A 20,021-nucleotide genomic window follows, 5' to 3' on the forward strand; every position below is an offset into this window, starting at 1 on the left:
CGCGATGGCTGGGGGGCGGGTATAACTAACAGACACCCAATCGACATGCGAGGAAAGCGTTATGCGTTATCAAAAACTGGGCAATACCGGACTGTTTGTTTCTGAACTCTGCCTCGGCACCATGACCTTCGGCGGCGAGGGCGGCATGTGGGGCAAGATTGGCCAGCTAAGGCAAAACGAAGCCGAGCAGCTGGTGGGCCGCGCGCTGGACGCGGGCATCAACTTTATCGACACTGCCGACGTCTATTCGGAAGGACGCTCGGAGGAGATCCTCGGGCAGGCGCTGAAAAACCTGAACGTTCCACGTGAAAACGTGGTGGTCGCCACAAAGGTGTTTGGTGAAACGGGCACGGCGGGAGTGAACTCACGCGGCGGCTCGCGCTATCACATTATCGACAGCGTAAAGGAGAGCCTGCGCCGCCTGCAGCTCGATCATATCGATCTCTATCAGCTGCACGGTTTCGACCCCGCGACCCCCATTGAGGAGACGCTTTACGCACTGGATAACCTTGTGCAGCACGGTCACGTGCGATACATCGGCGTCTCGAACTGGACTGCGTGGCAGATTGCCAAAGCGCTCGGTATTTCTGAACGTCTTGGGCTGGCGCGTTTCGCATCGTTGCAGGCGTATTACACCATTGCCGGACGTGACCTGGAGCGCGAGTTGGTGCCGATGATGCAGAGCGAAGGCGTCGGATTGATGGTCTGGAGCCCGCTGGCGGGCGGCCTGCTGAGCGGAAAATACGGTCGTGACGGGCAGAGCGAAACCGGAGGCCGCCGTCTGGAATTTGACTTCCCGCCGGTGAATAAAGATCGCGCCTTCGACTGCGTGGACGTAATGCGCGTCATTGCCGAGCGTAAGGGCGTCTCCGTGGCGCAAATCGCGCTGGCATGGCTGCTGCATCAAAAAGCGGTGACCAGCGTCATTATTGGTGCGAAACGCGTCGATCAGCTGGACGATAATATTGCCGCCACCGGGATCCGTTTAAGCGAAGACGAGCTTAAACAGCTTGATGCCGTCAGCGCGCTGCCGCGCGAATATCCAGGCTGGATGCTGGAGCGGCAGGGGGAATACCGTCGTAGTCAGCTCGCGCAGCAGTAACCTTCCTTTTCCCCGGTGGCGCTTCGCTTACCGGGGCTACTATCTCTGGTCTTTATTTCAACCCACCTCACAAAAAATACTCCTTCTCTTTGCCTGATGTTTCATCTCGATCTATATGACTAGTCATGAAATTTAAATGACTAGTCATATAGGGAGCAATCATGAACAAATCACTGCCAGCCAACTTTTTATGGGGCAACTCGGTATCCAGCATGCAGACGGAAGGGGCATGGAATGAGGGCGGGAAGGGGATGTCGGTATATGACATTCGGGAAGCAGGAGAAAACATCTCCGACTGGAAAGTGGCGACCGACTCCTACCACCGCTACCGGGAAGATTTCGATCTGATGCAGGATCTGGGCATGAACTGCTACCGCTTCCAGATCTCCTGGAGCCGCGTCTGCCCGCAGGGTGACGGCGAGTTCAACGCCGAAGGTATCGCGTTTTACGACAGCTTTATTAACGATCTGCTCGCCCGCGGTATTGAGCCGATGGTCTGCCTCTACCACTTCGATATGCCGCTGGCGCTGGCGCAGGAGTACAACGGCTTCAACGACCGCCGGGTGATGGAGGCCTTTATCCGCTACGGCAAGAAGATGATCGACTGCTACGGCGATCGCGTGAAGTACTGGCTGACCTTCAACGAGCAGAACATTTTCCATATGCCGGAAGCTTTTCGCATTTCCGGTTACATGAAAGGCGAGCAAACCCTGCGCGAGCTGTATGAGCTTCAGCACCATGCGATGGTGGCGCACATGACTCTGACCGAATACCTGCACCAGACTAAGCCAGGCAAGCTGATGGGCGGCATGCTGGCGCACCAGCTGATTTATCCGGCCACCTGCAAACCGCGCGATATCTTCTGTGCCCAGCAGTACGACGAATTCCTCAACCAGAACCTGCTGCGCGTCTTCGCGGGACAGGGCTACAGCCCGGCGGTGATGGCGGTGGTGGAGCAGGAGGGCTTCGGTGATATCTACCGCGCAGACGATCTCGCGCTGTTTGCGCGCACGAAGAACGACTTTATGGCCTTCAGCTATTACGCCAGCAAAACGCTGGACAGCGATGCCATCCCTGAAGGCACGCCGGTGAACCATTACCTGCTGCATGGCGAGAAAAATAACCCGTACCTGAAAGCCACCGAGTGGAACTGGCAGATCGACCCGCTGGGCTTTCGCACCATCATCACCCGCTATGCCAACGACTGGCGGATGCCGGTATTCCCGATTGAAAACGGCATCGGCGTGATCGAGTCCTGGGACGGGGTAAACCCGATCGAGGACACCTACCGCATCGACTACCACCGGGCGCACATCGAGGCGATGAAAGCGGCAATATTCGAGGACGGGGCAGAGGTAATGGGCTACCTCGGCTGGGGCTTAATCGACATTCTCAGCTCGCAGGGTGACATGCGTAAGCGCTACGGCGTGGTCTACGTCAACCGTGAAAATCACGACCTGAAAGACCTTAAGCGCGTGCCGAAGAAGAGCTACGCGTGGTTAAAACAGGTTATCCATACTAACGGACGCGAGATGTAAGCCGTACGCTGCCGGGCCGTTTTTGCGACTGATTGATGGGAATACTCCGCTATGTCTGAAACAAAAATAACACCGCACATGCAGTCTTTTGTCGATAAATTTGTTGAGTTCTCGGCGCGCCTGGCAAACCAGGTACACCTGCGATCCCTGCGGGACGCTTTCGCCACGGTGATGCCGATTTTCATCCTCGCCGGTCTGGCGGTGCTGGTGAACAACGTCGTGTTTCCATGGGTGCTGGAAGGCGACACGCTCACGCAGTTTAAGGTGTGGGGCGAGGCGATTATCAACGGCACGCTGAACATCGCCGCGCTGCTGCTGGCGCCGATGATCGCCTGGTCGCTGGCGCGCAACAAAGATTTCGACAATCCGGTCTCGGCAGTGGTTATCGCCGTCAGCAGCTTCATCATCATGATGCCGATGCGCTTACAGATTACGCCTGTCGGCAGCGACGCCACGGTGAACGTCACCCAGGTGCTGACGTTCGCCAATATCGGCTCCACCGGCATTTTCGCCGGGGTGCTGATTGGGCTGCTCTCAACCGAGCTGTTTATCGCCATTTCACGGCTGAAGGCGCTGCACATTTCGCTGGGGGAGAACGTGCCTCCGGCGGTGAGCAAATCCTTTACCGCGCTGATCCCGACAATCCTTACGCTCTCCCTGTTTGCGGTGCTGGCGGCCATACTGGCGAACGTGCTGCATACGGATCTGATCCATCTCATTACGACATTCATTCAGCAGCCGCTGCGGCTGATCAACACCAGTCTGCCCGGGACGATCTTCATTTACAGCTTCGGTAACTTCCTGTTCACGCTCGGTATTCATCAGTCGGTAGTCAACAGCGTGGTGCTGGAGCCGTTTCTGCTGATCAACACCAACGAGAACATGCTGGCCTTTGCCAACGGCCAGCCGATCCCACACATCATCAACAACATTTTTGTGCCGACCTTTGGCATGGTGGGCGGGACGGGCAGCACTATCTCATTGCTGATCGCTATCTTCATCTTCTCAAGACAGAAATCAGCGAAGCAGGTGGCGCGTCTGTCACTGGCGCCGGGTCTGTTCAACATCAACGAGCCGGTGATTTTCGGCCTGCCGATTGTCTTTAACCTGCCGCTGATGATCCCGTTTGTGCTGCTGCCCGCCATCGGGATTTACTTTGCGTGGCTCTGTACCACGCTGGGTCTGATGTCGCGCTGCGTGGTGATGATCCCGTGGACCACGCCGCCGATCCTCAGCGCCTGGCTGGCGACGGCGGGGGACTGGCGGGCGGTGGTGGTGCAGTTGGCAATCATCGTATTTGGTGTATTCTTCTACCTGCCTTTCCTCAAGGTGGCCGAGCGAGTGGCCGTGAAAAACAGCGGGACAGAAAACTAATTTAAGGAAGGAAGATGGCGGCGAAGTACATCACCATAGCGCGGGAAATTAAGAAACGCATTATTACCCAGCAGTACGCCGCCAATGAACCGTTGCCGGACCAGTTCGCGCTGGCGGCGGAATTCAGCACCAGCCGGATGACCATTCAGCAGGCGATGCGTCAGCTGATCGTAGAAGGGCTGGTCTATACCCGGCAGGGACAGGGCACGTTTATCCGCAAAAATTTCCTCCAGCTTTCCCAGTGGGATCTCTCCGGCAGCGACTACTTTGGGGCGACCAAAACCTGGGAACATTTAGGCACGGTGACGAGCCAGGTGGTGCACTTCGAACTTCGCTTCCCGAACGAGAAAGAGCAGGCCTCGCTGATGATAAATCCGGATACGCCAATCTATGACTTCATCCGTCTGCGTTTACTCAACGGTGAGCCGATGTCCCTGGACGCCACGGTGATGCCGCTCAATCTGGTGCCCGGGCTGAACAAAACCCATCTTGAAAGTTCGGTATTCCGGTATGTGCAGGAGACGCTGGGGCTGAAGATCATGGGATCGTATCGTGTGGTGCGGGCGCTGAAGCCCAGTGCGCTGGATATGCAGCATCTGGTCTGTGAGCCAACCGACCCGGTGCTGGAGGTCGAGCAGGTGATCTATCTGGAAGATGGTACGCCGCTGGAGTACGCCCATTGTCACTATCGCTATGATCATGGCGGCATCGTAATTGTGAATAACGGATAAAAAAAAGCGGGCCTCGAGGCCCGCTTTGTTCGTGCTCGCGATTAGTTCAAACGCACCGGCATACCGGAACGGTTCTGAATCGCCTGGTCAACGATGGTCGTGTCAACATCCGCCTGAGAGGTAACGGACTGCACCGCGCTGGTCAGCTTAATCGGTACGATTTCGTTGTTGTTGATCTGATCTTCGCTGGTGGACAGCGGGTTATGCACTTCAATGTAACGGCTGCCGTCCGGCTCTGACGTCGCTTTCACCGGTTCGTTAATGAACTGCACGCGCGTACCGACCGGCACGTTATCGAACAGGAATTTGATGTCTTCATTACGCAGACGTACGCAGCCGTGGCTTACGCGCAGGCCGATACCGAAGTTGGCGTTAGTACCGTGGATGGCATACAGACGACCAATGTACAGCGCGTACAGACCCATCGGGTTATCCGGGCCAGCAGGCACAACGGCCGGCAGCGGTTCACCGGCAGCAATGTACTCAGCGTGCATTTTGGCGGTCGGCGTCCAGGTTGGGCCCGCTTTCTTACGCTCCACTTTGGTGGTCCAGTTCAGCGGGGTGTCTTTACCCAGCTGACCGATACCGATAGGCAGCACGATCACGGTGTTGGTGCCTTTCGGGTAGTAATACAGACGCATTTCGGCGCTGTTAATCACGATACCTTCGTGCACGGTATCCGGCAGGATTAGCTGCTGTGGAATGTTGAGTACGGTACCCGCTTTCGGCAGATACGGGTCAACGCCCGGGTTCGCTTCCAGCATGTTAGACAGGCCGAGCTGATACTGCGCCGCGAAGTATTCCAGCGGCTGAGTGTTACCTTCCGGAACCGTCACCACCTGGTTTTCACCCACCAGACGGCTTCCGTCTGTCGGCAGGGGATACGTCACCGCAGACGCGGTCTTACAAAAACCTACTACGGCTAACGCCGCCGCAAAAAGCGTTGTTAATTTCATGTTCATGTTATGCGAGGTATCTAAGCCATTCTGGCGATGAGTTGAGAAGTCTGAATCTGTAATGGGAGCGCATTATATGTGCATTCCCGTTAACTGGGAATTCAGATGTGTACGAAATCACATTTTTTTCGATTTTGTTAAAGTTTAGTGGATTACCGCAACACAGGATCTCAATTCGGAATTGTGGCATAATGCCGCGTTTATCACACTTTTCGCAGGAATCTCTCCGTGTTAGTTACCAGCAACGTCACTATGCAGTTTGGCAGTAAGCCGCTGTTCGAAAATATTTCCGTCAAATTTGGCGGCGGCAACCGTTACGGCCTGATTGGTGCCAACGGTAGCGGAAAATCCACCTTTATGAAGATCCTCGGCGGTGACCTGGAGCCGACGCTGGGCAACGTGTCGCTCGACCCGAACGAGCGTATCGGTAAGCTGCGTCAGGATCAGTTCGCCTTCGAAGAGTTCACCGTGCTCGACACCGTGATCATGGGGCATGCGGAGCTGTGGGAAGTGAAGCAGGAGCGCGATCGTATCTACGGTCTCGCTGAGATGAGCGAAGAAGACGGTTACAAAGTGGCCGACCTGGAAACGCAGTACGGCGAAATGGACGGTTATTCTGCGGAAGCGCGTGCGGGCGAACTGCTGCTGGGCGTCGGCATTCCTGTTGAACAGCACTATGGTCCGATGAGCGAAGTTGCGCCAGGCTGGAAGCTGCGTGTGCTGCTGGCGCAGGCGCTGTTCTCTAATCCAGACATCCTGCTGCTCGACGAACCGACCAACAACCTGGACATCGACACCATCCGCTGGCTGGAGCAGACGCTGAACGATCGCGACAGCACCATGATCATCATCTCGCACGACCGTCACTTCCTGAACATGGTGTGTACCCACATGGCGGATCTGGATTACGGCGAGCTGCGCGTTTATCCGGGCAACTACGATGAGTACATGACGGCGGCAACCCAGGCGCGTGAACGTCTGCTTGCCGACAACGCCAAGAAGAAAGCGCAGATTGCGGACCTGCAATCCTTCGTCAGCCGCTTCAGCGCTAACGCCTCTAAATCGCGCCAGGCAACGTCGCGTGCCCGTCAGATCGACAAAATCAAGCTCGAAGAGGTAAAAGCCTCCAGCCGTCAGAACCCGTTCATTCGCTTCGAGCAGGACAAGAAGCTGTTCCGTAACGCGCTGGAAGTGGAAGCCCTCACCAAAGGCTTCGATGAAGGCCCGCTGTTCAAAAACTTCAACCTGCTGCTGGAAGTGGGCGAGAAGATTGCTATCCTGGGCGCCAACGGCGTGGGTAAATCTACCCTGCTGAAAACTCTGGTGGGCGAAATGCAACCGGATAACGGTACCGTGAAATGGTCTGAAAACGCGCAGATTGGTTACTACGCGCAGGACCATGAATATGAGTTCGAAAACGATCTGACCGTCTTCGACTGGATGAGCCAGTGGAAGCAGGAAGGCGACGACGAGCAGGCGGTACGCAGCATTCTGGGGCGTCTGCTGTTCAGCCAGGACGACATCAAAAAGCCCGCCAAAGTGCTCTCCGGTGGTGAAAAGGGCCGTATGCTGTTCGGCAAGCTGATGATGGAAAAACCGAATATCCTGGTGATGGACGAACCAACCAACCACCTGGATATGGAATCGATCGAATCCCTGAACATGGCGCTGGAGATGTATCAGGGCACCCTGATCTTCGTCTCTCACGACCGTGAGTTCGTCAGCTCCCTGGCGACCCGCGTGATCGAAATCACGCCAGAGCGCGTGGTGGACTTCACCGGTAACTACGAAGATTACCTGCGCAGTAAAGGTATCGAGAGTTAAAAAATAGCCGGGTGGCGGCTTCGCCTTACCCGGCCTACGTTCTATCCTCTCTCCCTGTGGGAGAGGGTTAGGGTGAGGGCATCAGGACGTACTAAACCACCCACTCGCCCCCTTCAACCCCGTTCACCCGCAGCGTACGTTTTTCCCCCGTCGGTAACGACACCTTCAGTGCCTTCCATGCCGGACGATAGTCGCCGCGCGCATTCACCTTCAGGTTGATACTTGCGCCGTCGCACACCATCTCCCATTCCACCCACAGCGCATTGCCGTTCAGGTAGCCCCAGCTTTCGCCGTCATCCTCAAACAGCAGCCCGGAGGTGGTGCCGACGCCTTTCACCGGGAACAGTTTTAGCTCGCGGGTATCGTCTTTATCGGCGCTCACGTGACGGATGCGTTCGCTGAGCGGCAAACCGGCCCCTGCGCGCACCAGAAGCGGCAGCTTTTCCAGCGGCGCATCAAGGACGATCGATTGCCCGCCCGCATACCACGCGTGGGTGTAAAAATCGTACCAGCCGGTTTCGTTATCCGGCAGCCAGACGCGGCGCTCGCGCTGCCCGGCTTCGACGACGCTGGCCACCAGCAGGTCACGGCCCAGCAGGAAGTCGTCGCACTCTTCAAAGGTCTGCGCATCGTGCTCATGATCGAGGAAGGTCGGGCGCAGCATCGGCTCGTCGTCGGCGTGCGCCTGCCAGAGCAGGGTGTAGAGGTACGGCAGCAGGCGATAGCGCAGTTCAATGGCGCTACGAATCGCAGGGGTCACGCCCGGGTACATCCACGGTTCGTTCACGGTGCGATCGTCATTCCACGAGTGGATGGTAAAGCGCGGATGCATCACGCCGTTCTGTACCCAGCGCACGAACAGCTCGGCATCCGGCTTGTCGCCGGAGAAACCGCCGACGTCGTGACCGACGTTGAACAGTCCGGAGAGGCTCATGCCCAGGCCCATGCGGATGTTATAGCGTAGGGTGTCCCAGTTGGTACGGTTGTCGCCGCTCCAGGTCTGAACGTAGCGCTGCATTCCGGCACAGCCGGAGCGGGAGATCAGATACGGACGTTTATCCGGCGCAAAGCGCTGCTGTGCTTCCAGCGAGGCGCGCATCATCAGCAGCGGCATCACCGGGCGAATATGCTTGATGGCGATCTCCTGGCCGAAGCCATAGCAGCGCGCTTCCCCGTCCCACACTTCATACTCGTTGTTGTCGTTCCAGGTGGAGTCGATGCCCATCTCCAGCAGCTGCGTGGTCACGCCGTTCTGCCACCACTGCACCGTCTGCGGGTTGGTGAAGTCGAGATGCGATCCTTCGTCATCCCAGAAGCTGGAACGTTCAGGCGCATCGGTTTCTGAATCGCGAATGAACAGGCCGCGTTCCGCCACTTCGCCGTAGCGGGGATGATCCTGCAACAGGCACGGCTTGATGTTTGCCGCAAGCCGCAGCCCCGCGTCGTGGAACGCCTGGCTCATCACCTTCGGCTGCGGCACTTTGTCGTAGTTCCAGTTAAAAACGTAGCGCTTGCCGTTAATCGAGGTATAGCCGGAGGAGAGCTGGAACGAGTCGCACGGAATGGCATGCTCATCGCACAGGCGGATGAAGTTCATCAGCTGGTCCTGCGCGTCCGGCGCGTCGGTGTAGTGCATGGTTGAGCCGCTGTAGCCCAGGCTCCACTTCGGTCCGAACAGCGTTTTCCCCGTCAGGCGCACGAAGGCTTTCGTCACGTCCAGCACGCGCTTGCCGGTGAAGAGGTAGTAGTCAATATCGCCCGCTTCCGCCTGCCAGCGGCGGTAGGCGGTGTGATAGTTGTCGATCTCGTTACCCAGATCCAGCCAGCAGCTGCTCAGGTTATCGTAGAACAGGCCGTAGCTCACGTCATCGCGACGGGTGAGGGTGAACGGGATGTGCTTGTACAGCGGATCGGTGCTGGCGGCGTTATAGCCCATCGCGTCCAGGTTACGCATCTCATAGCGTTTGCCGTTACGCTGTAAATCCCCCGCTTTCTCACCCAGACCGTAAAAACGTTCATCCTTGCGACGGCTGAGATAGTGCGCCACGCCGTCACCGTGGGCATTGAGCAGGTAGGCGCTGGTGGGACGGTCGTTAACCAGCGGGTGCCACTCGCCCGCTTCATTGCGGTAGTGCCACTCCAGCCACAGGGGCTGGTGGACGGTGACGCGCAGCTGTTCGGTCGCTACGGTTAACGCATCGCCCTGCTGCGTCAGTGTCCAGGCCGGGCAGGTGAAGCCGCTGACATCGTCACGACGGCGGCCTTCCCACGGTACGTCTTGTTCCGGCGCGATGCTCCAGGTGCGGTCCAGCGCCAGCTGGCCTTTACGCTTGATCAGCACGCGGAACAGATTCTCTTCCAGCACATACAGGCACAGACGGTGCTGGTTATCCACCAGCAGTTCCAGATGATTCGCCGACTGCGTATCGATGGTCCAGTTTTTCAGGGTTTTCATATGCAATACATCCACTATCAGGCGCGCTTGGCGCGACGTTCAGCAATAAATGCCACCAGGAAGAAAGCGCCAATCAGGTCAAAGAAGCCCATGGCGATAAAGAGCGGGTTGAAGCCGATTTTGTCGGCGGTCACCCCAATCAAAAGGGAGAACAGGAAGCTGGCGATCCACGCCGCCGAGCCGCGCATGCCGTTAACCGTCGCCATCTGGCCCTTGTCGAACGACTCCACGACCAGCGCGCTCAGCATGCAGGAGATGATCTGGTGGCCGAAACCGCCGATGGAGATCAGCACGATGGTGATATACGGGTCGCGGGTCACGGCCACAACGGCCAGAGAAATCATCAAAAACGCGCCGGTCACTGAACTTGCCACCACCGAGTTGACGCGGGTGCAGCCGAACCAGCGGGTATAAAGCCGGGTGAGGTAGCCGCTCGCCACGCTGCCGAGGTCGGCGGCGAGGAACGGCAGCCAGGCGAACATCGCGATCTGTTTCAAATCCATGCCGTGCTCTTTGGCGAGGTAAAGCGGCACCCAGAAGCTCAGCACCGCCCAGGCGGGTTCCGCCATAAAGGCCGGAATGGCGATGCCGTAGAACCGTTTGTTCTTCGAGACGGTTTTCAGCGCGGTCAGAAAGGGCAGCCTGACCGGTGCGGGTTCGTTATCCTGTTTGATAAACGCCAGCTCGTCGCGGCTCAGGTTCGGGTGCTGCTCCGGGTTGTGATAGAAGATCCACCACAGGATCACCCACAGCAGCGCCAGCACGCCGGTAAACATAAACGCACCCTGCCAGCCGAACGACGCATGAGCGAAGTAAATGATTGGCGGAGCCAGCATCGCACCGATGGAGAAGCCCACGCCCGCCCAACCGGCGGCAACAGGACGCTCTGATTTCGGGAACCATTCACCGATGGTTTTGGCGTTCGCTGGCGTGGCGGCGGCTTCGGACGCGCCCATAAAGAAGCGCAGGATCGCGAGATGCAGCCAGCTCCCGGCACCTGCGTGGAAGATACACATCAGCGCCCAAATCCCGGCGCAGACCATAAAGCCAATCTTGAGGCCGATAACGTCAATCAGCCAGCCGCAAAGGGGCTGGAAAATGGTATAGGCGATCTGGAACGCGCCGACGATCCACGAGTATTGCTCGGTGGTGATACCAAGGCTCTCTTTCAGCTCGGGGGCGAGAATACCTAACGAGTTACGGGTAATGTAGTTTACGGTCACGCCAAGAAGAAACAGCACCAGTACGTACCAGCGCAGATTCTTAATGACGCGACGGGTTTTGCTTGTCGCAACGGTGTTGTTGATGTCCTGACTCATTTTCTTCTCCACAAGACGGACGGTAAGGGACAAAGGTTCAGGTGTCACACAGCGTCAGGCGTTTGAAAGTTATCTGTTTTAGAGTGCTAAGCTGCTATACAACTAGTATGGAAGTTGTGTGACAGGTTCACCTTAAGAGAGAAATTGAGCAGGAAATAGTGGATTTTGTGCAAACTTTCTCATAACCGAGGTTTAATTTTCGGCATTATGGCCTTCTCGCAAGTTATTACCTGATAAAGATGTTGTGAAAATTTTTTCATTTCACATCCGGAGCCAGATCACAAAATGGATAAAAGGCTTAAAATCACCGAAATCGCCGCCCGTACCCGGCTCTCCATCAGCACCGTTTCCCGCGTGCTGGCGGGGAAGGCAAACACCAGCGAAAAAGCACGGGCAATGGTGCTGGCATGCGCGCGGGAGCTGGGGGTAATAGAGGGCATGGCGGCGGGGCGTCTGTTGCTTAACAGCCTGATGGTGTTTGCCCCGCAGCGGGCGTTTGACGAGCGGTCTGACATCTTTTACTACCGCGTCATCCAGAGCGTGAGCAAAGGGCTGGCTTCGCACGAGGTTCGCCTGCGCTATTGTGCGCTGGAGGAGAACGACAGCGACGCCCAGCTGTTTCTGGCCCGCATGAACGAAGTGGACACCCAGGCGGCGATCCTCCTCGGTATCGACGATCCGCATATCCACGATCTGGCGGTAGACGTGGGCAAACCCTGCATGCTGATTAACTGCCGGGACCGCCACATGCGCCTGCCCGCCGTCGCGCCGGATCACCGCGCCATTGGCGAGCGGGCGGCGGAGTACCTGTTCGAGATGGGGCACCGGGAGGTGATGAATGTGCTGTGTTTGCGTCGCTATACCATGGAGCTGCGCCTGTCGGGGATCCGCGACGCGTGGCACGGCCATAACCTCAGGTTTAGCGACCGGCGCGATCTGCTGATGGTGCCAAGCTTCAGCGCCAAAGAGACGGAGCAGCTGGTGAGTGAGTGGCTTCACCAGCAAAAAGGGAAAGATCTGCCGACGGCGTTCCTGGTGGGCGGCGACTTTATGGCGGCGGGGACCATCAGCGCCCTGCAAAAACACGGTCTGCGCGTGCCGCAGGATGTCTCGGTGATGAGCATCGACGGCTTTAATCTCGCGGCGATTCAGGATGTGCCTCTGACGGCGGTGCATGTCCCGCGCGATGAGCTGGGAACAGAAGCGGTATATATGCTCCAGCAGCGGCTGATGCGCCCGGACGCGCCGGTCGGAACATTGCTGCTAAACGGCACGCTGGCCGTGCGGGAATCGGTACGGCGGATACGTCAGGGAAAACGACGCACCGCCGTTGAGCGGGAAGGGCTTTACGACAGTTAAGCCATGCCCAGCGCGCGCTTGCCGTGGATGTTCAGATCGTTCACGGTGAAACGGTCCTGCCAGCTTTTCTCATAATCCTCGCGCGGGAAATCTCCCGGTGACGCGCCGGTTTCCAGCGCTTCCTTGACCTTTTTCGCGTAGGCGAGGTTTTTCTCGCACATCGGCGCGGCAGGAATATACATCACGTTGCCCCAGCCCTGTTGGTTTTCCACCGGCGCGACCGAGTGGATCACATCGCAGTGCCACCAGACAGAATCACCGGCTTCCAGCGCGGGAATGCTGGTCAACGCTTCGATGAGCAGCGGATGCCACTTCTCAGAAATCGGCAGCACGCGCCCCGGCGCCACGCCGCACAGTTCGTCTTCCGGCACGTCGTCCAGCAGCGGACGCAGCAGAATGTAAGCCATCGCTTCCGGGATCGGCACCACGTGCAGCAGCCCCTGGCCGGGGATCATGTCCGACAGTGCCGTCCAGCCCTGGAAGGTGCGGAACACGGAGCATTTGGTGGTGTTATCCACCGTGTACTCTTCCACCTCGGTACGGTGCGCAGCATTCCACGGATCGTATTTTTCAAGGTTGCCGTCAAACACGCGGGCAAAGACCTGCTGATAAGCGGGCAGCAGCCAGCGCTCCAGCGCGCCGGAATCGGTGTGTGCGCCAAGGCCTTTCGAGGTTGTTCCTGGTGGGCGGCGGCGAATGCGGTCCGGATAAATTACGCTCACGTCCGGGTCGAACCACTGCTTACCGTTGCTCTCAAATGTCCATAAACGGTTCAGGAACGACTGTACCTGTGCCATCTCTTCACTCTGGCGCGCCTGCATTTGCGCCTGAGACCAGTAGATCGGATAAATCTCCGGGCGAGAGGCCGTTAAGGTGCCGAAGAAGTTATCGCCGGGTCCTTTGTAAACCTCGTCAAACTTATTCAGATCGAGGTAGTCGAGCATCGATTGATCCCATGCCAGCGCCTGCTCGCGCGGGAAGTGGCTTTTGATCACCGCGCAGCCGCGACGTTTAACCGCTTCGCGCTGTTCGGCGGTGATCGTACCGTTTTTCACATCCGTAAAGGGGATTACCGGCCATACGGATTCACCTTTATTTTTAAGGGCATTAATTTCCGCCACGCGGGCGGCGATTTTGTCGCTAAGCCGGTCGAACACTGCCTGCACGTCACCGATCTGGGCCCGTAGCGCGCGTTTCATCTGACGAATTGCCGCTTTGTGGTCCGCTGGCAACGTTTCGCTGGTAAAGGTCATAACTGCCTCGCATCTTTCATTCGAAAGTAAAAGTGTCTACAAGTGATACTTTAAGTTAAAAATAAGTTAATGCAAGTTTAAAACCTTGACGGGCGACACAGGATGGAAAAAGAGTGAAGGGGCCGGAGTGAGGCTCCGGCAGGTAGGGGATCAGACGTCGAACGGGGAGTGGGCGTCGAGCACGGCCTGAATCACATTCAGCGCGCCCTGATGGTTGTTATCGTCGGTAGTGTAACGGCTGACCGCTTTAATGCTTTCTGCCGCATTGCCCATCGCAAATGAATATTTCACCAGCTTCAGCATTTCCGCATCGTTGCCACTGTCGCCAATGCCGACGCACGCCTGCGGGGAGACTTTCCAGCGTTTCAGCAGACGACTGATGCCGTTGGCTTTGTGCAGGCCCGGGATAATCAAATCGACAAAACCGAAGCCGCTGGTAACCGGCTTCATGATGCCGTCCAGGGAGACATGCAGTTTATCGACCAAATTCGGGATATCGCTGTCCGGCAGGTTCAGGGAGAATTTAAACAGCACGTCGTCAATGTCGCGGTAATCGCTGATGGGTTTTAAGCGATGGTAGTGTTTCGACATCAGCTTCACGAACGCTTCTGGAGCCTTATCGCTGACGTACGCGCTCTCCAGCCCGCAGGCCACAAAGTTCAGCCCTTTGTCTTTCAGTAGTTCACCAATGACGATCTGCGACTCATGACGCGTTAGCTCACCGTGGAAAATCTGTTCGCCGTGGTCGAACACCAGCGCGCCGTTTTCCGCGACGAAGGAGATCTGATCTTTCAGCTCCGGGAAAAAGGAGATGAGCTGGTAATACTGGTTGCCGCTGGCGACAACAAATTCGATGTTACGGGCTTTAAGCTGCTCAAACTGTGCCTGGAAGCGGTCACGATCGTACTGCTTGGCATCATCAAGGAAAGTTCCGTCCATATCGGTGACGATAACTTTTACGGTCATACTGTGCTCCTGGGTCACTGCGTTTTGAAACATTCTAATAACAAGGTGACGGGGAGCACAAATTTAATTTCGAATGAAAGTCAGAAAGCCGGGTGGCGGCTTCGCCTTACCCGGCCTAAGGGGAGACAATGTAGGCCCGGTAAGCGAAGCGCCACCGGGCGTTTTTTTACAGTGTATGCTCGGTACGGGCAATAATATCGTCCTGCGCATCCGGTGACAGGGCGGTGAAGAACGCCGAGTAACCCGCGACGCGCACCACCAGGTCACGATACTGATCAGGGTGTTTCTTCGCTTCCAGCAGCGTTTCGCGCGAGACAATGTTGTACTGAATATGCCAGCCTTTATGCACCTCGAAGAAGGTGCGCAGCAGCACCATCAGCTTCTGGCGATCGCTGTCGTTTTCCAGCGTCGACGGATTCAGCTTCTGGTTAAGCAGCACGCCGCCGAGGATCGCTTCCGTCGGCAGTTTACCCACGGAGCCAATCACCGCCGTCGGGCCGAGGTGGTCGGTACCGGAGGCCGGGCTTGCCCCTTCCGCCAGCGGGGTGTGCGCTTTACGTCCGTCCGGCGTCGCCATGGTTGCTGCGCCAAACGGTACGTTTGCGGAGATAGACGACGTGCCCGCGTAGTAGTTACCCCCAATTGGGCCACGGCCATAGCGTGGGTTGTGATACTGCTTCAGTTCTTCAATGTAGGTTTCGTAGGCACGGGTCAGCAGCAGGTCCACGCTGTCGTCGTCGTTGCCGTACTTCGGCGCGCCGTTGATCAGGCGCTGGCGCAGCTGCTCGTGGGTCAGCCCCTCGAAGTCATCCGCCAGCGCCGCCGCCAGCTGTTGCTGACCGATAACGCCCTGGTCAAACACCAGCTTCTTCACCGCGGCCAGGCTGTTACCGAGGTTGGCGATCCCCACCTGAAGGCCGGAAACCCAGTCATACTTCGCGCCGCCCTGCTTAATGCTTTTCGCGCGTTCGATGCAGTCGTCCACCAGCGCCGAGCAGAGAATATCGTGGACGTTCTCTTCCAGCATGGTGTCCACCACGTACTCGATTTCAATAGATTTGCGGGTGTAGTAGCGGATCTGGTTATCCCACGCCGCCATCACTTCGTCGAAATTGCCGAAATTACCGGCCGAAAGCGCTTTTTCCTGCGGCAGGAATACCTGGCCGCTGGTGGCATCGCGACCGCCTTCCAGCGCTGCCAGCATCACGCGGGCGAAGTTGATAAAGCTCATGCCGGTGCAGCGATAGCCCCACTTTCCGCCGACGGCGGTTTCGATGCAGCCAATCGCCGCATAGTCATACGCGTCCTCTCGTTCCACGCCGAGCTTGATAAATTCCGGGATGACGATTTCATCGTTGTTAAACGCTGGCATCCCGAAGCCGCAGCGGATCACCTGCACGCAGGCGTCGAGGAAGTCGTTGCTCATGCCCGCGTGGTAGCGCACGCTCAGGTTCGGCTGGGTGGAGCGCAGGCGACCGCAGGACTCCAGAATCGCGTAGGAGAGCGGGTTGACCGCGTCCATTGGCTCGCCGTTGACCAGCTTCTGGCCGCCAATGGTGACGTTCTGATACAGCGGGCTGCCCGCAGAGGCTTTGGAGTGCGAGCCGGAGCGGATTTTGTTCACTTCCAGCAGCTTCAGCCAGCAGCTGTGCAGCAGCTCAATGGCGTGCTCGCGATCCAGGCTCTGGTCCAACTCCACGTCGCGGCGATAGTACGGGTAAAGGTACTGGTCCATACGGGCAAAGGAGACGGAGTGACCGTTGGACTCAATTTGCAGGATCAACTGAATGAAGTAGCACAGCTGTAGCGCCTGCCAGAAGCTTTTTGGCGGCTGGTGGGCGATGATGTCGCAGTTTTTCGCCATCGCCAGCAGCTCGTCGCGGCGGCTGTCGCGGGTTTCGCTGGCGGCCATCTCACGTGCCAGATCGGCGAAGCGCCTGATGTGCAGGCTTACGGCTTCCAGCACGATATCAATGGCTTTCAGGAACTGATCGCCGTGCAGATCGTCCAGTACCGTCAGGTTGATGCGCGAGCGGCGCTCGGCTACTTTCGCGCGCAGGCCGTCGAGCCCTTTCTCCAGCACCAGCGGGAAATTCACCGCCAGGTGTGCGTCGCCTGAGGTCATGTTGCCTTCCGCTTTGATGATGCCGGTTTCCAGCAGGCCCTTCTGCTCGTCGGTAAACATACCGTAGCAGCGATCCTGTACCGTCTGGCCGCGCCACCACGGGCAGATTTCATGCAGAACGCGTTTATTCTCTTCGCTCACCGCAAAGCCTGCACCTGGACGGTCCGCCAGATCGTCAATCTCTTTCTCAATCCAGGAGACGGTATATTCCGGGAAGATCGGCGCGGCGCGCACTTCGCTGGCCTGGTTACCGATAATCAGCTCGTCGTGCTTGATCCAGATGGTACGTTTTGCCAGGTGGTGGGCGAGGGCCAGCGCGCGACGTACCGGGATCGGCTTGTCCAGATGCTGCTGATACATTTCGGTATAGTGCTGCGCGCGTTCGGTACAGACCGGCGGCTTAACGATATGCACCAGAGCCGTTTTGTGCGCCTTGATGCGCTCGCTGAGGGTGTTGAGATTCAGGGTGGTCATAAGTTTATCCTCGTAAGGTCGCGGTTAACCCTTTCTGGCAGGCATACTGCTGCGCGAAGTCCAGCAGGGCAGGGTTATCCAGCGGTTTGTCAGGGGCAGAGTAGGGTTGGCCGAGCAGGGTGTATTTGTTCATGCCCAGCGTGTGATACGGCAGAAAATGAATATCATCGACGCCGAGTTCATCGGCGGCGAAGTTGGTAATGGCGGTAACCGACGCTTCATCGGCGTTAAAGCCCTGGATCAGCGGCACGCGGATGGTGATCTTCTTCCCGACGGTAGCCAGGCGCTTCAGGTTGTCCAGGATCCGCTTAGCAGAGCCATCGGTCCACTGCTTGAACACCTCGCCGTCGACATGTTTCAGGTCCGCCAGGAACAGATCGACATACGGCAGTGAAGGCTCGATATAATGCCAGGGCACGTGAAGGCAGGTTTCAACCGCAGTATGAATGCCTTGTTCATGGCTGGCTTTAAACAGGGCGTGCGCCAGGTCAGGATTCATAAACGGCTCGCCGCCGGAAAGGGTGATCCCGCCGCCGCTGCGGTCGTAGAAGGGCTTGTCGCGCAGCACGGTGGCCATAATCTCCTCCACCTGCTTCTCTTCACCGCAGACGGTAAGCGCCTGCGTCGGGCAGCAGTCGGTGAGGGCAGTGAGCGTCTTTTCACTTAATTTTTCACGATGGATGGTCAACCCGTTCAGCGCGCGTTCAACACACCCTGGCGCGGCCTGCTGACACAGGTCACAGCCGTCCAGACACAGACGGGCGTCAAACAGGACGTCCCGCGTGCGGGAGCGGCTTTCCGGGTTCTGGCACCAGCGACAGCCCAGCGAGCAGCCTTTCAGGAACACCACGGTTCGAATACCGGGGCCGTCGTGGGTGGAGTAACGCTGTATGTTGAAGATCATTTTTTTGCCCTCTAATTACATATGAAGATTAAATTACTTTCGAATGAAAGTTATCTTGATATGGGTCAATTCATGAGCAGGTTTTCTCGTGATAGGGTAAATGCAGGCTAATTTTGAGGGTGACATCATGGAACTTTATCTCGACACTTCCGACGTTGCGGCAGTCAAAAAGCTGGCGCGTATCTTCCCGCTGGCGGGCGTGACCACTAACCCAAGCATTGTGGCGGCGGGTAAAACCCCCCTGGAAGAGTTGCTGCCCGCGCTGCACGACGCGCTGGGCGGCAAGGGCCGGCTGTTCGCTCAGGTGATGGCGAAGACCGCCGAGGGGATGGTGGAAGACGCACGTAAGCTGCGCGCGATAATCAATGACCTGGTGGTGAAAGTGCCCGTGACCGCTGAAGGGCTGGCGGCGATCAAAATGCTGAAAGCAGAAGGGATCCCGACCCTGGGTACCGCGGTATACGGCGCAGCGCAGGGGATGCTCTCCGCGCTGGCGGGTGCTGAGTATGTGGCCCCTTATGTAAACCGCGTGGACGCGCAGGGCGGGGACGGGATCCAGACCGTGATTGAACTGCAACAATTGCTGACGCTGCATGCACCGCAGTCAAAAGTGCTAGCCGCGAGCTTTAAAACGCCGCGCCAGGCGCTGGACTGCCTGCTGGCAGGGTGCGAGTCCATCACGCTGCCGCTGGACGTGGCGCAGCAGTTTATTACCTCTCCGGCAGTAGATGCGGCAATTGTGAAGTTTGAGCAGGACTGGCAGGGGGCGTTTGGGCGGACGTCTATTTGATGCTGTTGCCGGGTGGCGCTGACGCTTACCCGGCCTACGATTTTCTCCCTCTCCCTGTGGGAGAGGGCCGGGGTGAGGGCATCAGGCCGCAGCAGGGTTTAACCTCCGCACACCTCACACCCCGGATTACGCATCAGCTTCATCTCGCGGAACTGACAGGTCATCGCGTCATACATCACGATTTTGCCCGCGGCGGGCGTGCCGTAATGCGCCAGCACCTTAATCGCCTCCATCGCCTGCAAGGAACCAATCACCCCAACCAGCGGCGCCATCACGCCCGCCTCGACGCAGGTCAGCGCATTCTCGCCAAACAGACGGCTCAGGCAGCGGTAGCAGGGCTCTCCCTCAGCGTAGGTGAAAACGCTGATTTGCCCCTCCATGCGGATGGCCGCGCCGGAAATTAGCGGCGTTTTATGGGCAAAGCAGCCCGCATTGAGCTGGTTGCGAATGGCGACGTTATCGGTGCAGTCCAGCACCAGGTCATGCCGTGCAATCTGCGCAAACAGCGCGTCGTCATCCAGCATCGCGTCAATCAGGGTGAACTGAACGTTGGGGTTAATTCGCGCCAGCGCCGTGCGCGCAGATTCCACTTTCGGCTGACCAACCGTCGCGTCGCTGTGCAGCGTCTGGCGTTGCAGGTTCGACACCGACACGGTATCGAAATCCAGCAGCGTCATGCGGCCGACGCCCGCCGCAGCCAGATATTGCGCCGCCGCGCAGCCCAGCCCGCCAAGGCCGACAACCAGCACGCTGGCCGCCTTGAGCGCTTCCTGACCCTCAAAATCAAACCCACGCAGCACGATCTGGCGGTTGTAGCGCATCATCTCCGGGTCGCTCAGTTCCACCGTCAT

The 20,021-nt window shown here is 57.8% G+C and carries 15 protein-coding genes; 7 read left to right on the forward strand and 8 right to left on the reverse strand.

Annotation, left to right across the window (positions count from 1 at the left end; genetic code table 11):
• Positions 1-61 precede the first annotated feature (61 nt).
• From BFV65_RS06655 to BFV65_RS06670, 4 genes are all read left to right on the forward strand, one after another.
• Complete coding sequence (locus BFV65_RS06655; RefSeq protein WP_063152790.1) at positions 62-1,102, forward strand: aldo/keto reductase; 1,041 nt, start codon at positions 62-64, stop codon at positions 1,100-1,102.
• Positions 1,103-1,263: 161 nt separating this feature from the next.
• Positions 1,264-2,640, forward strand: a complete 1,377-nt coding sequence (locus tag BFV65_RS06660) for a glycoside hydrolase family 1 protein (protein WP_063146189.1) — start codon at positions 1,264-1,266, stop codon at positions 2,638-2,640.
• Between the two features lie 51 nt (positions 2,641-2,691).
• Positions 2,692-4,014 carry a PTS sugar transporter subunit IIC gene (locus BFV65_RS06665; protein ID WP_023299655.1) on the forward strand — a complete coding sequence of 441 codons (1,323 nt, stop codon included), beginning with the start codon at positions 2,692-2,694 and terminating at the stop codon, positions 4,012-4,014.
• Positions 4,015-4,028: 14 nt separating this feature from the next.
• Positions 4,029-4,745, forward strand: coding sequence for a GntR family transcriptional regulator (locus BFV65_RS06670; protein ID WP_015571043.1), 717 nt, complete (start codon positions 4,029-4,031; stop codon positions 4,743-4,745).
• Between the two features lie 41 nt (positions 4,746-4,786).
• Here the strand turns inward: BFV65_RS06670 and ldtB are convergent, their stop codons facing one another.
• A complete protein-coding gene (ldtB, locus tag BFV65_RS06675; protein WP_003858435.1) occupies positions 4,787-5,707 on the reverse strand; it encodes a L,D-transpeptidase in 921 nt (306 codons plus the stop codon).
• A 222-nt stretch (positions 5,708-5,929) separates the two neighbouring features.
• On the opposite strand from ldtB, the gene BFV65_RS06680 reads away from it, so the two are divergent.
• Positions 5,930-7,525: an ABC-F family ATPase gene (locus BFV65_RS06680; RefSeq protein WP_023299657.1), complete on the forward strand. Its 1,596-nt coding sequence runs from the start codon at positions 5,930-5,932 to the stop codon at positions 7,523-7,525.
• 91 nt (positions 7,526-7,616) lie between these two features.
• Here the strand turns inward: BFV65_RS06680 and BFV65_RS06685 are convergent, their stop codons facing one another.
• Together BFV65_RS06685 and BFV65_RS06690 are read right to left on the reverse strand one after the other, a co-directional pair.
• Positions 7,617-9,980 (reverse strand): glycoside hydrolase family 31 protein, encoded by a 2,364-nt coding sequence (locus BFV65_RS06685; RefSeq protein WP_069596384.1) that lies wholly within the window; start codon positions 9,978-9,980, stop codon positions 7,617-7,619.
• A gap of 17 nt (positions 9,981-9,997) precedes the next feature.
• Positions 9,998-11,299, reverse strand: coding sequence for an MFS transporter (locus BFV65_RS06690; RefSeq protein ID WP_023299659.1), 1,302 nt, complete (start codon positions 11,297-11,299; stop codon positions 9,998-10,000).
• Positions 11,300-11,584: 285 nt separating this feature from the next.
• Between BFV65_RS06690 and BFV65_RS06695 the strand changes: the two genes are divergently transcribed.
• Complete coding sequence (locus tag BFV65_RS06695) at positions 11,585-12,658, forward strand: LacI family DNA-binding transcriptional regulator (RefSeq protein WP_045308530.1); 1,074 nt, start codon at positions 11,585-11,587, stop codon at positions 12,656-12,658.
• Here BFV65_RS06695 and BFV65_RS06700 read toward each other — a convergent pair.
• The 4 genes from BFV65_RS06700 to BFV65_RS06715 all read right to left on the reverse strand — a co-directional run bounded on the left by BFV65_RS06700 (position 12,655) and on the right by BFV65_RS06715 (position 18,380).
• Positions 12,655-13,911 carry a DUF1479 domain-containing protein gene (locus BFV65_RS06700; RefSeq protein WP_069596385.1) on the reverse strand — a complete coding sequence of 419 codons (1,257 nt, stop codon included), beginning with the start codon at positions 13,909-13,911 and terminating at the stop codon, positions 12,655-12,657. The genes BFV65_RS06695 and BFV65_RS06700 overlap by 4 nt on opposite strands.
• A gap of 150 nt (positions 13,912-14,061) precedes the next feature.
• Positions 14,062-14,877: a Cof-type HAD-IIB family hydrolase gene (locus BFV65_RS06705; RefSeq protein WP_023299662.1), complete on the reverse strand. Its 816-nt coding sequence runs from the start codon at positions 14,875-14,877 to the stop codon at positions 14,062-14,064.
• Positions 14,878-15,043: 166 nt separating this feature from the next.
• Positions 15,044-17,476 (reverse strand): formate C-acetyltransferase/glycerol dehydratase family glycyl radical enzyme, encoded by a 2,433-nt coding sequence (locus BFV65_RS06710; RefSeq protein WP_069596386.1) that lies wholly within the window; start codon positions 17,474-17,476, stop codon positions 15,044-15,046.
• Between the two features lie 4 nt (positions 17,477-17,480).
• Positions 17,481-18,380 (reverse strand): glycyl-radical enzyme activating protein, encoded by a 900-nt coding sequence (locus BFV65_RS06715; protein WP_023305754.1) that lies wholly within the window; start codon positions 18,378-18,380, stop codon positions 17,481-17,483.
• Positions 18,381-18,507: 127 nt separating this feature from the next.
• On the opposite strand from BFV65_RS06715, the gene fsa reads away from it, so the two are divergent.
• Positions 18,508-19,170: a fructose-6-phosphate aldolase gene (gene fsa, locus BFV65_RS06720; RefSeq protein WP_032624911.1), complete on the forward strand. Its 663-nt coding sequence runs from the start codon at positions 18,508-18,510 to the stop codon at positions 19,168-19,170.
• 98 nt (positions 19,171-19,268) lie between these two features.
• Here fsa and moeB read toward each other — a convergent pair whose 3' ends face one another.
• Positions 19,269-20,021, reverse strand: coding sequence for a molybdopterin-synthase adenylyltransferase MoeB (gene moeB / locus BFV65_RS06725; RefSeq protein ID WP_038415730.1), 753 nt, complete (start codon positions 20,019-20,021; stop codon positions 19,269-19,271).

Origin of the sequence: Enterobacter hormaechei subsp. hoffmannii, assembly GCF_001729745.1 — a bacterium.
Classification (GTDB): domain Bacteria; phylum Pseudomonadota; class Gammaproteobacteria; order Enterobacterales; family Enterobacteriaceae; genus Enterobacter; species Enterobacter intestinihominis.

Excerpts from the sequence above, each read along its gene's own strand:
- BFV65_RS06655 (WP_063152790.1), top strand. The coding sequence starts at position 62 with ATGCGTTATCAAAAACTGGGCAATACCGGACTGTTTGTTTCTGAACTC.
- BFV65_RS06660 (WP_063146189.1), top strand. The coding sequence starts at position 1,264 with ATGAACAAATCACTGCCAGCCAACTTTTTATGGGGCAACTCGGTATCC.
- BFV65_RS06665 (WP_023299655.1), top strand. The coding sequence starts at position 2,692 with ATGTCTGAAACAAAAATAACACCGCACATGCAGTCTTTTGTCGATAAA.
- BFV65_RS06670 (WP_015571043.1), top strand. The coding sequence starts at position 4,029 with ATGGCGGCGAAGTACATCACCATAGCGCGGGAAATTAAGAAACGCATT.
- ldtB (WP_003858435.1), bottom strand. The coding sequence starts at position 5,707 with ATGAACATGAAATTAACAACGCTTTTTGCGGCGGCGTTAGCCGTAGTA.
- BFV65_RS06685 (WP_069596384.1), bottom strand. The coding sequence starts at position 9,980 with ATGAAAACCCTGAAAAACTGGACCATCGATACGCAGTCGGCGAATCAT.
- BFV65_RS06690 (WP_023299659.1), bottom strand. The coding sequence starts at position 11,299 with ATGAGTCAGGACATCAACAACACCGTTGCGACAAGCAAAACCCGTCGC.
- BFV65_RS06695 (WP_045308530.1), top strand. The coding sequence starts at position 11,585 with ATGGATAAAAGGCTTAAAATCACCGAAATCGCCGCCCGTACCCGGCTC.
- BFV65_RS06700 (WP_069596385.1), bottom strand. The coding sequence starts at position 13,911 with ATGACCTTTACCAGCGAAACGTTGCCAGCGGACCACAAAGCGGCAATT.
- BFV65_RS06705 (WP_023299662.1), bottom strand. The coding sequence starts at position 14,877 with ATGACCGTAAAAGTTATCGTCACCGATATGGACGGAACTTTCCTTGAT.
- BFV65_RS06710 (WP_069596386.1), bottom strand. The coding sequence starts at position 17,476 with ATGACCACCCTGAATCTCAACACCCTCAGCGAGCGCATCAAGGCGCAC.
- BFV65_RS06715 (WP_023305754.1), bottom strand. The coding sequence starts at position 18,380 with ATGATCTTCAACATACAGCGTTACTCCACCCACGACGGCCCCGGTATT.
- fsa (WP_032624911.1), top strand. The coding sequence starts at position 18,508 with ATGGAACTTTATCTCGACACTTCCGACGTTGCGGCAGTCAAAAAGCTG.
- moeB (WP_038415730.1), bottom strand. The coding sequence starts at position 20,021 with ATGACGGTGGAACTGAGCGACCCGGAGATGATGCGCTACAACCGCCAG.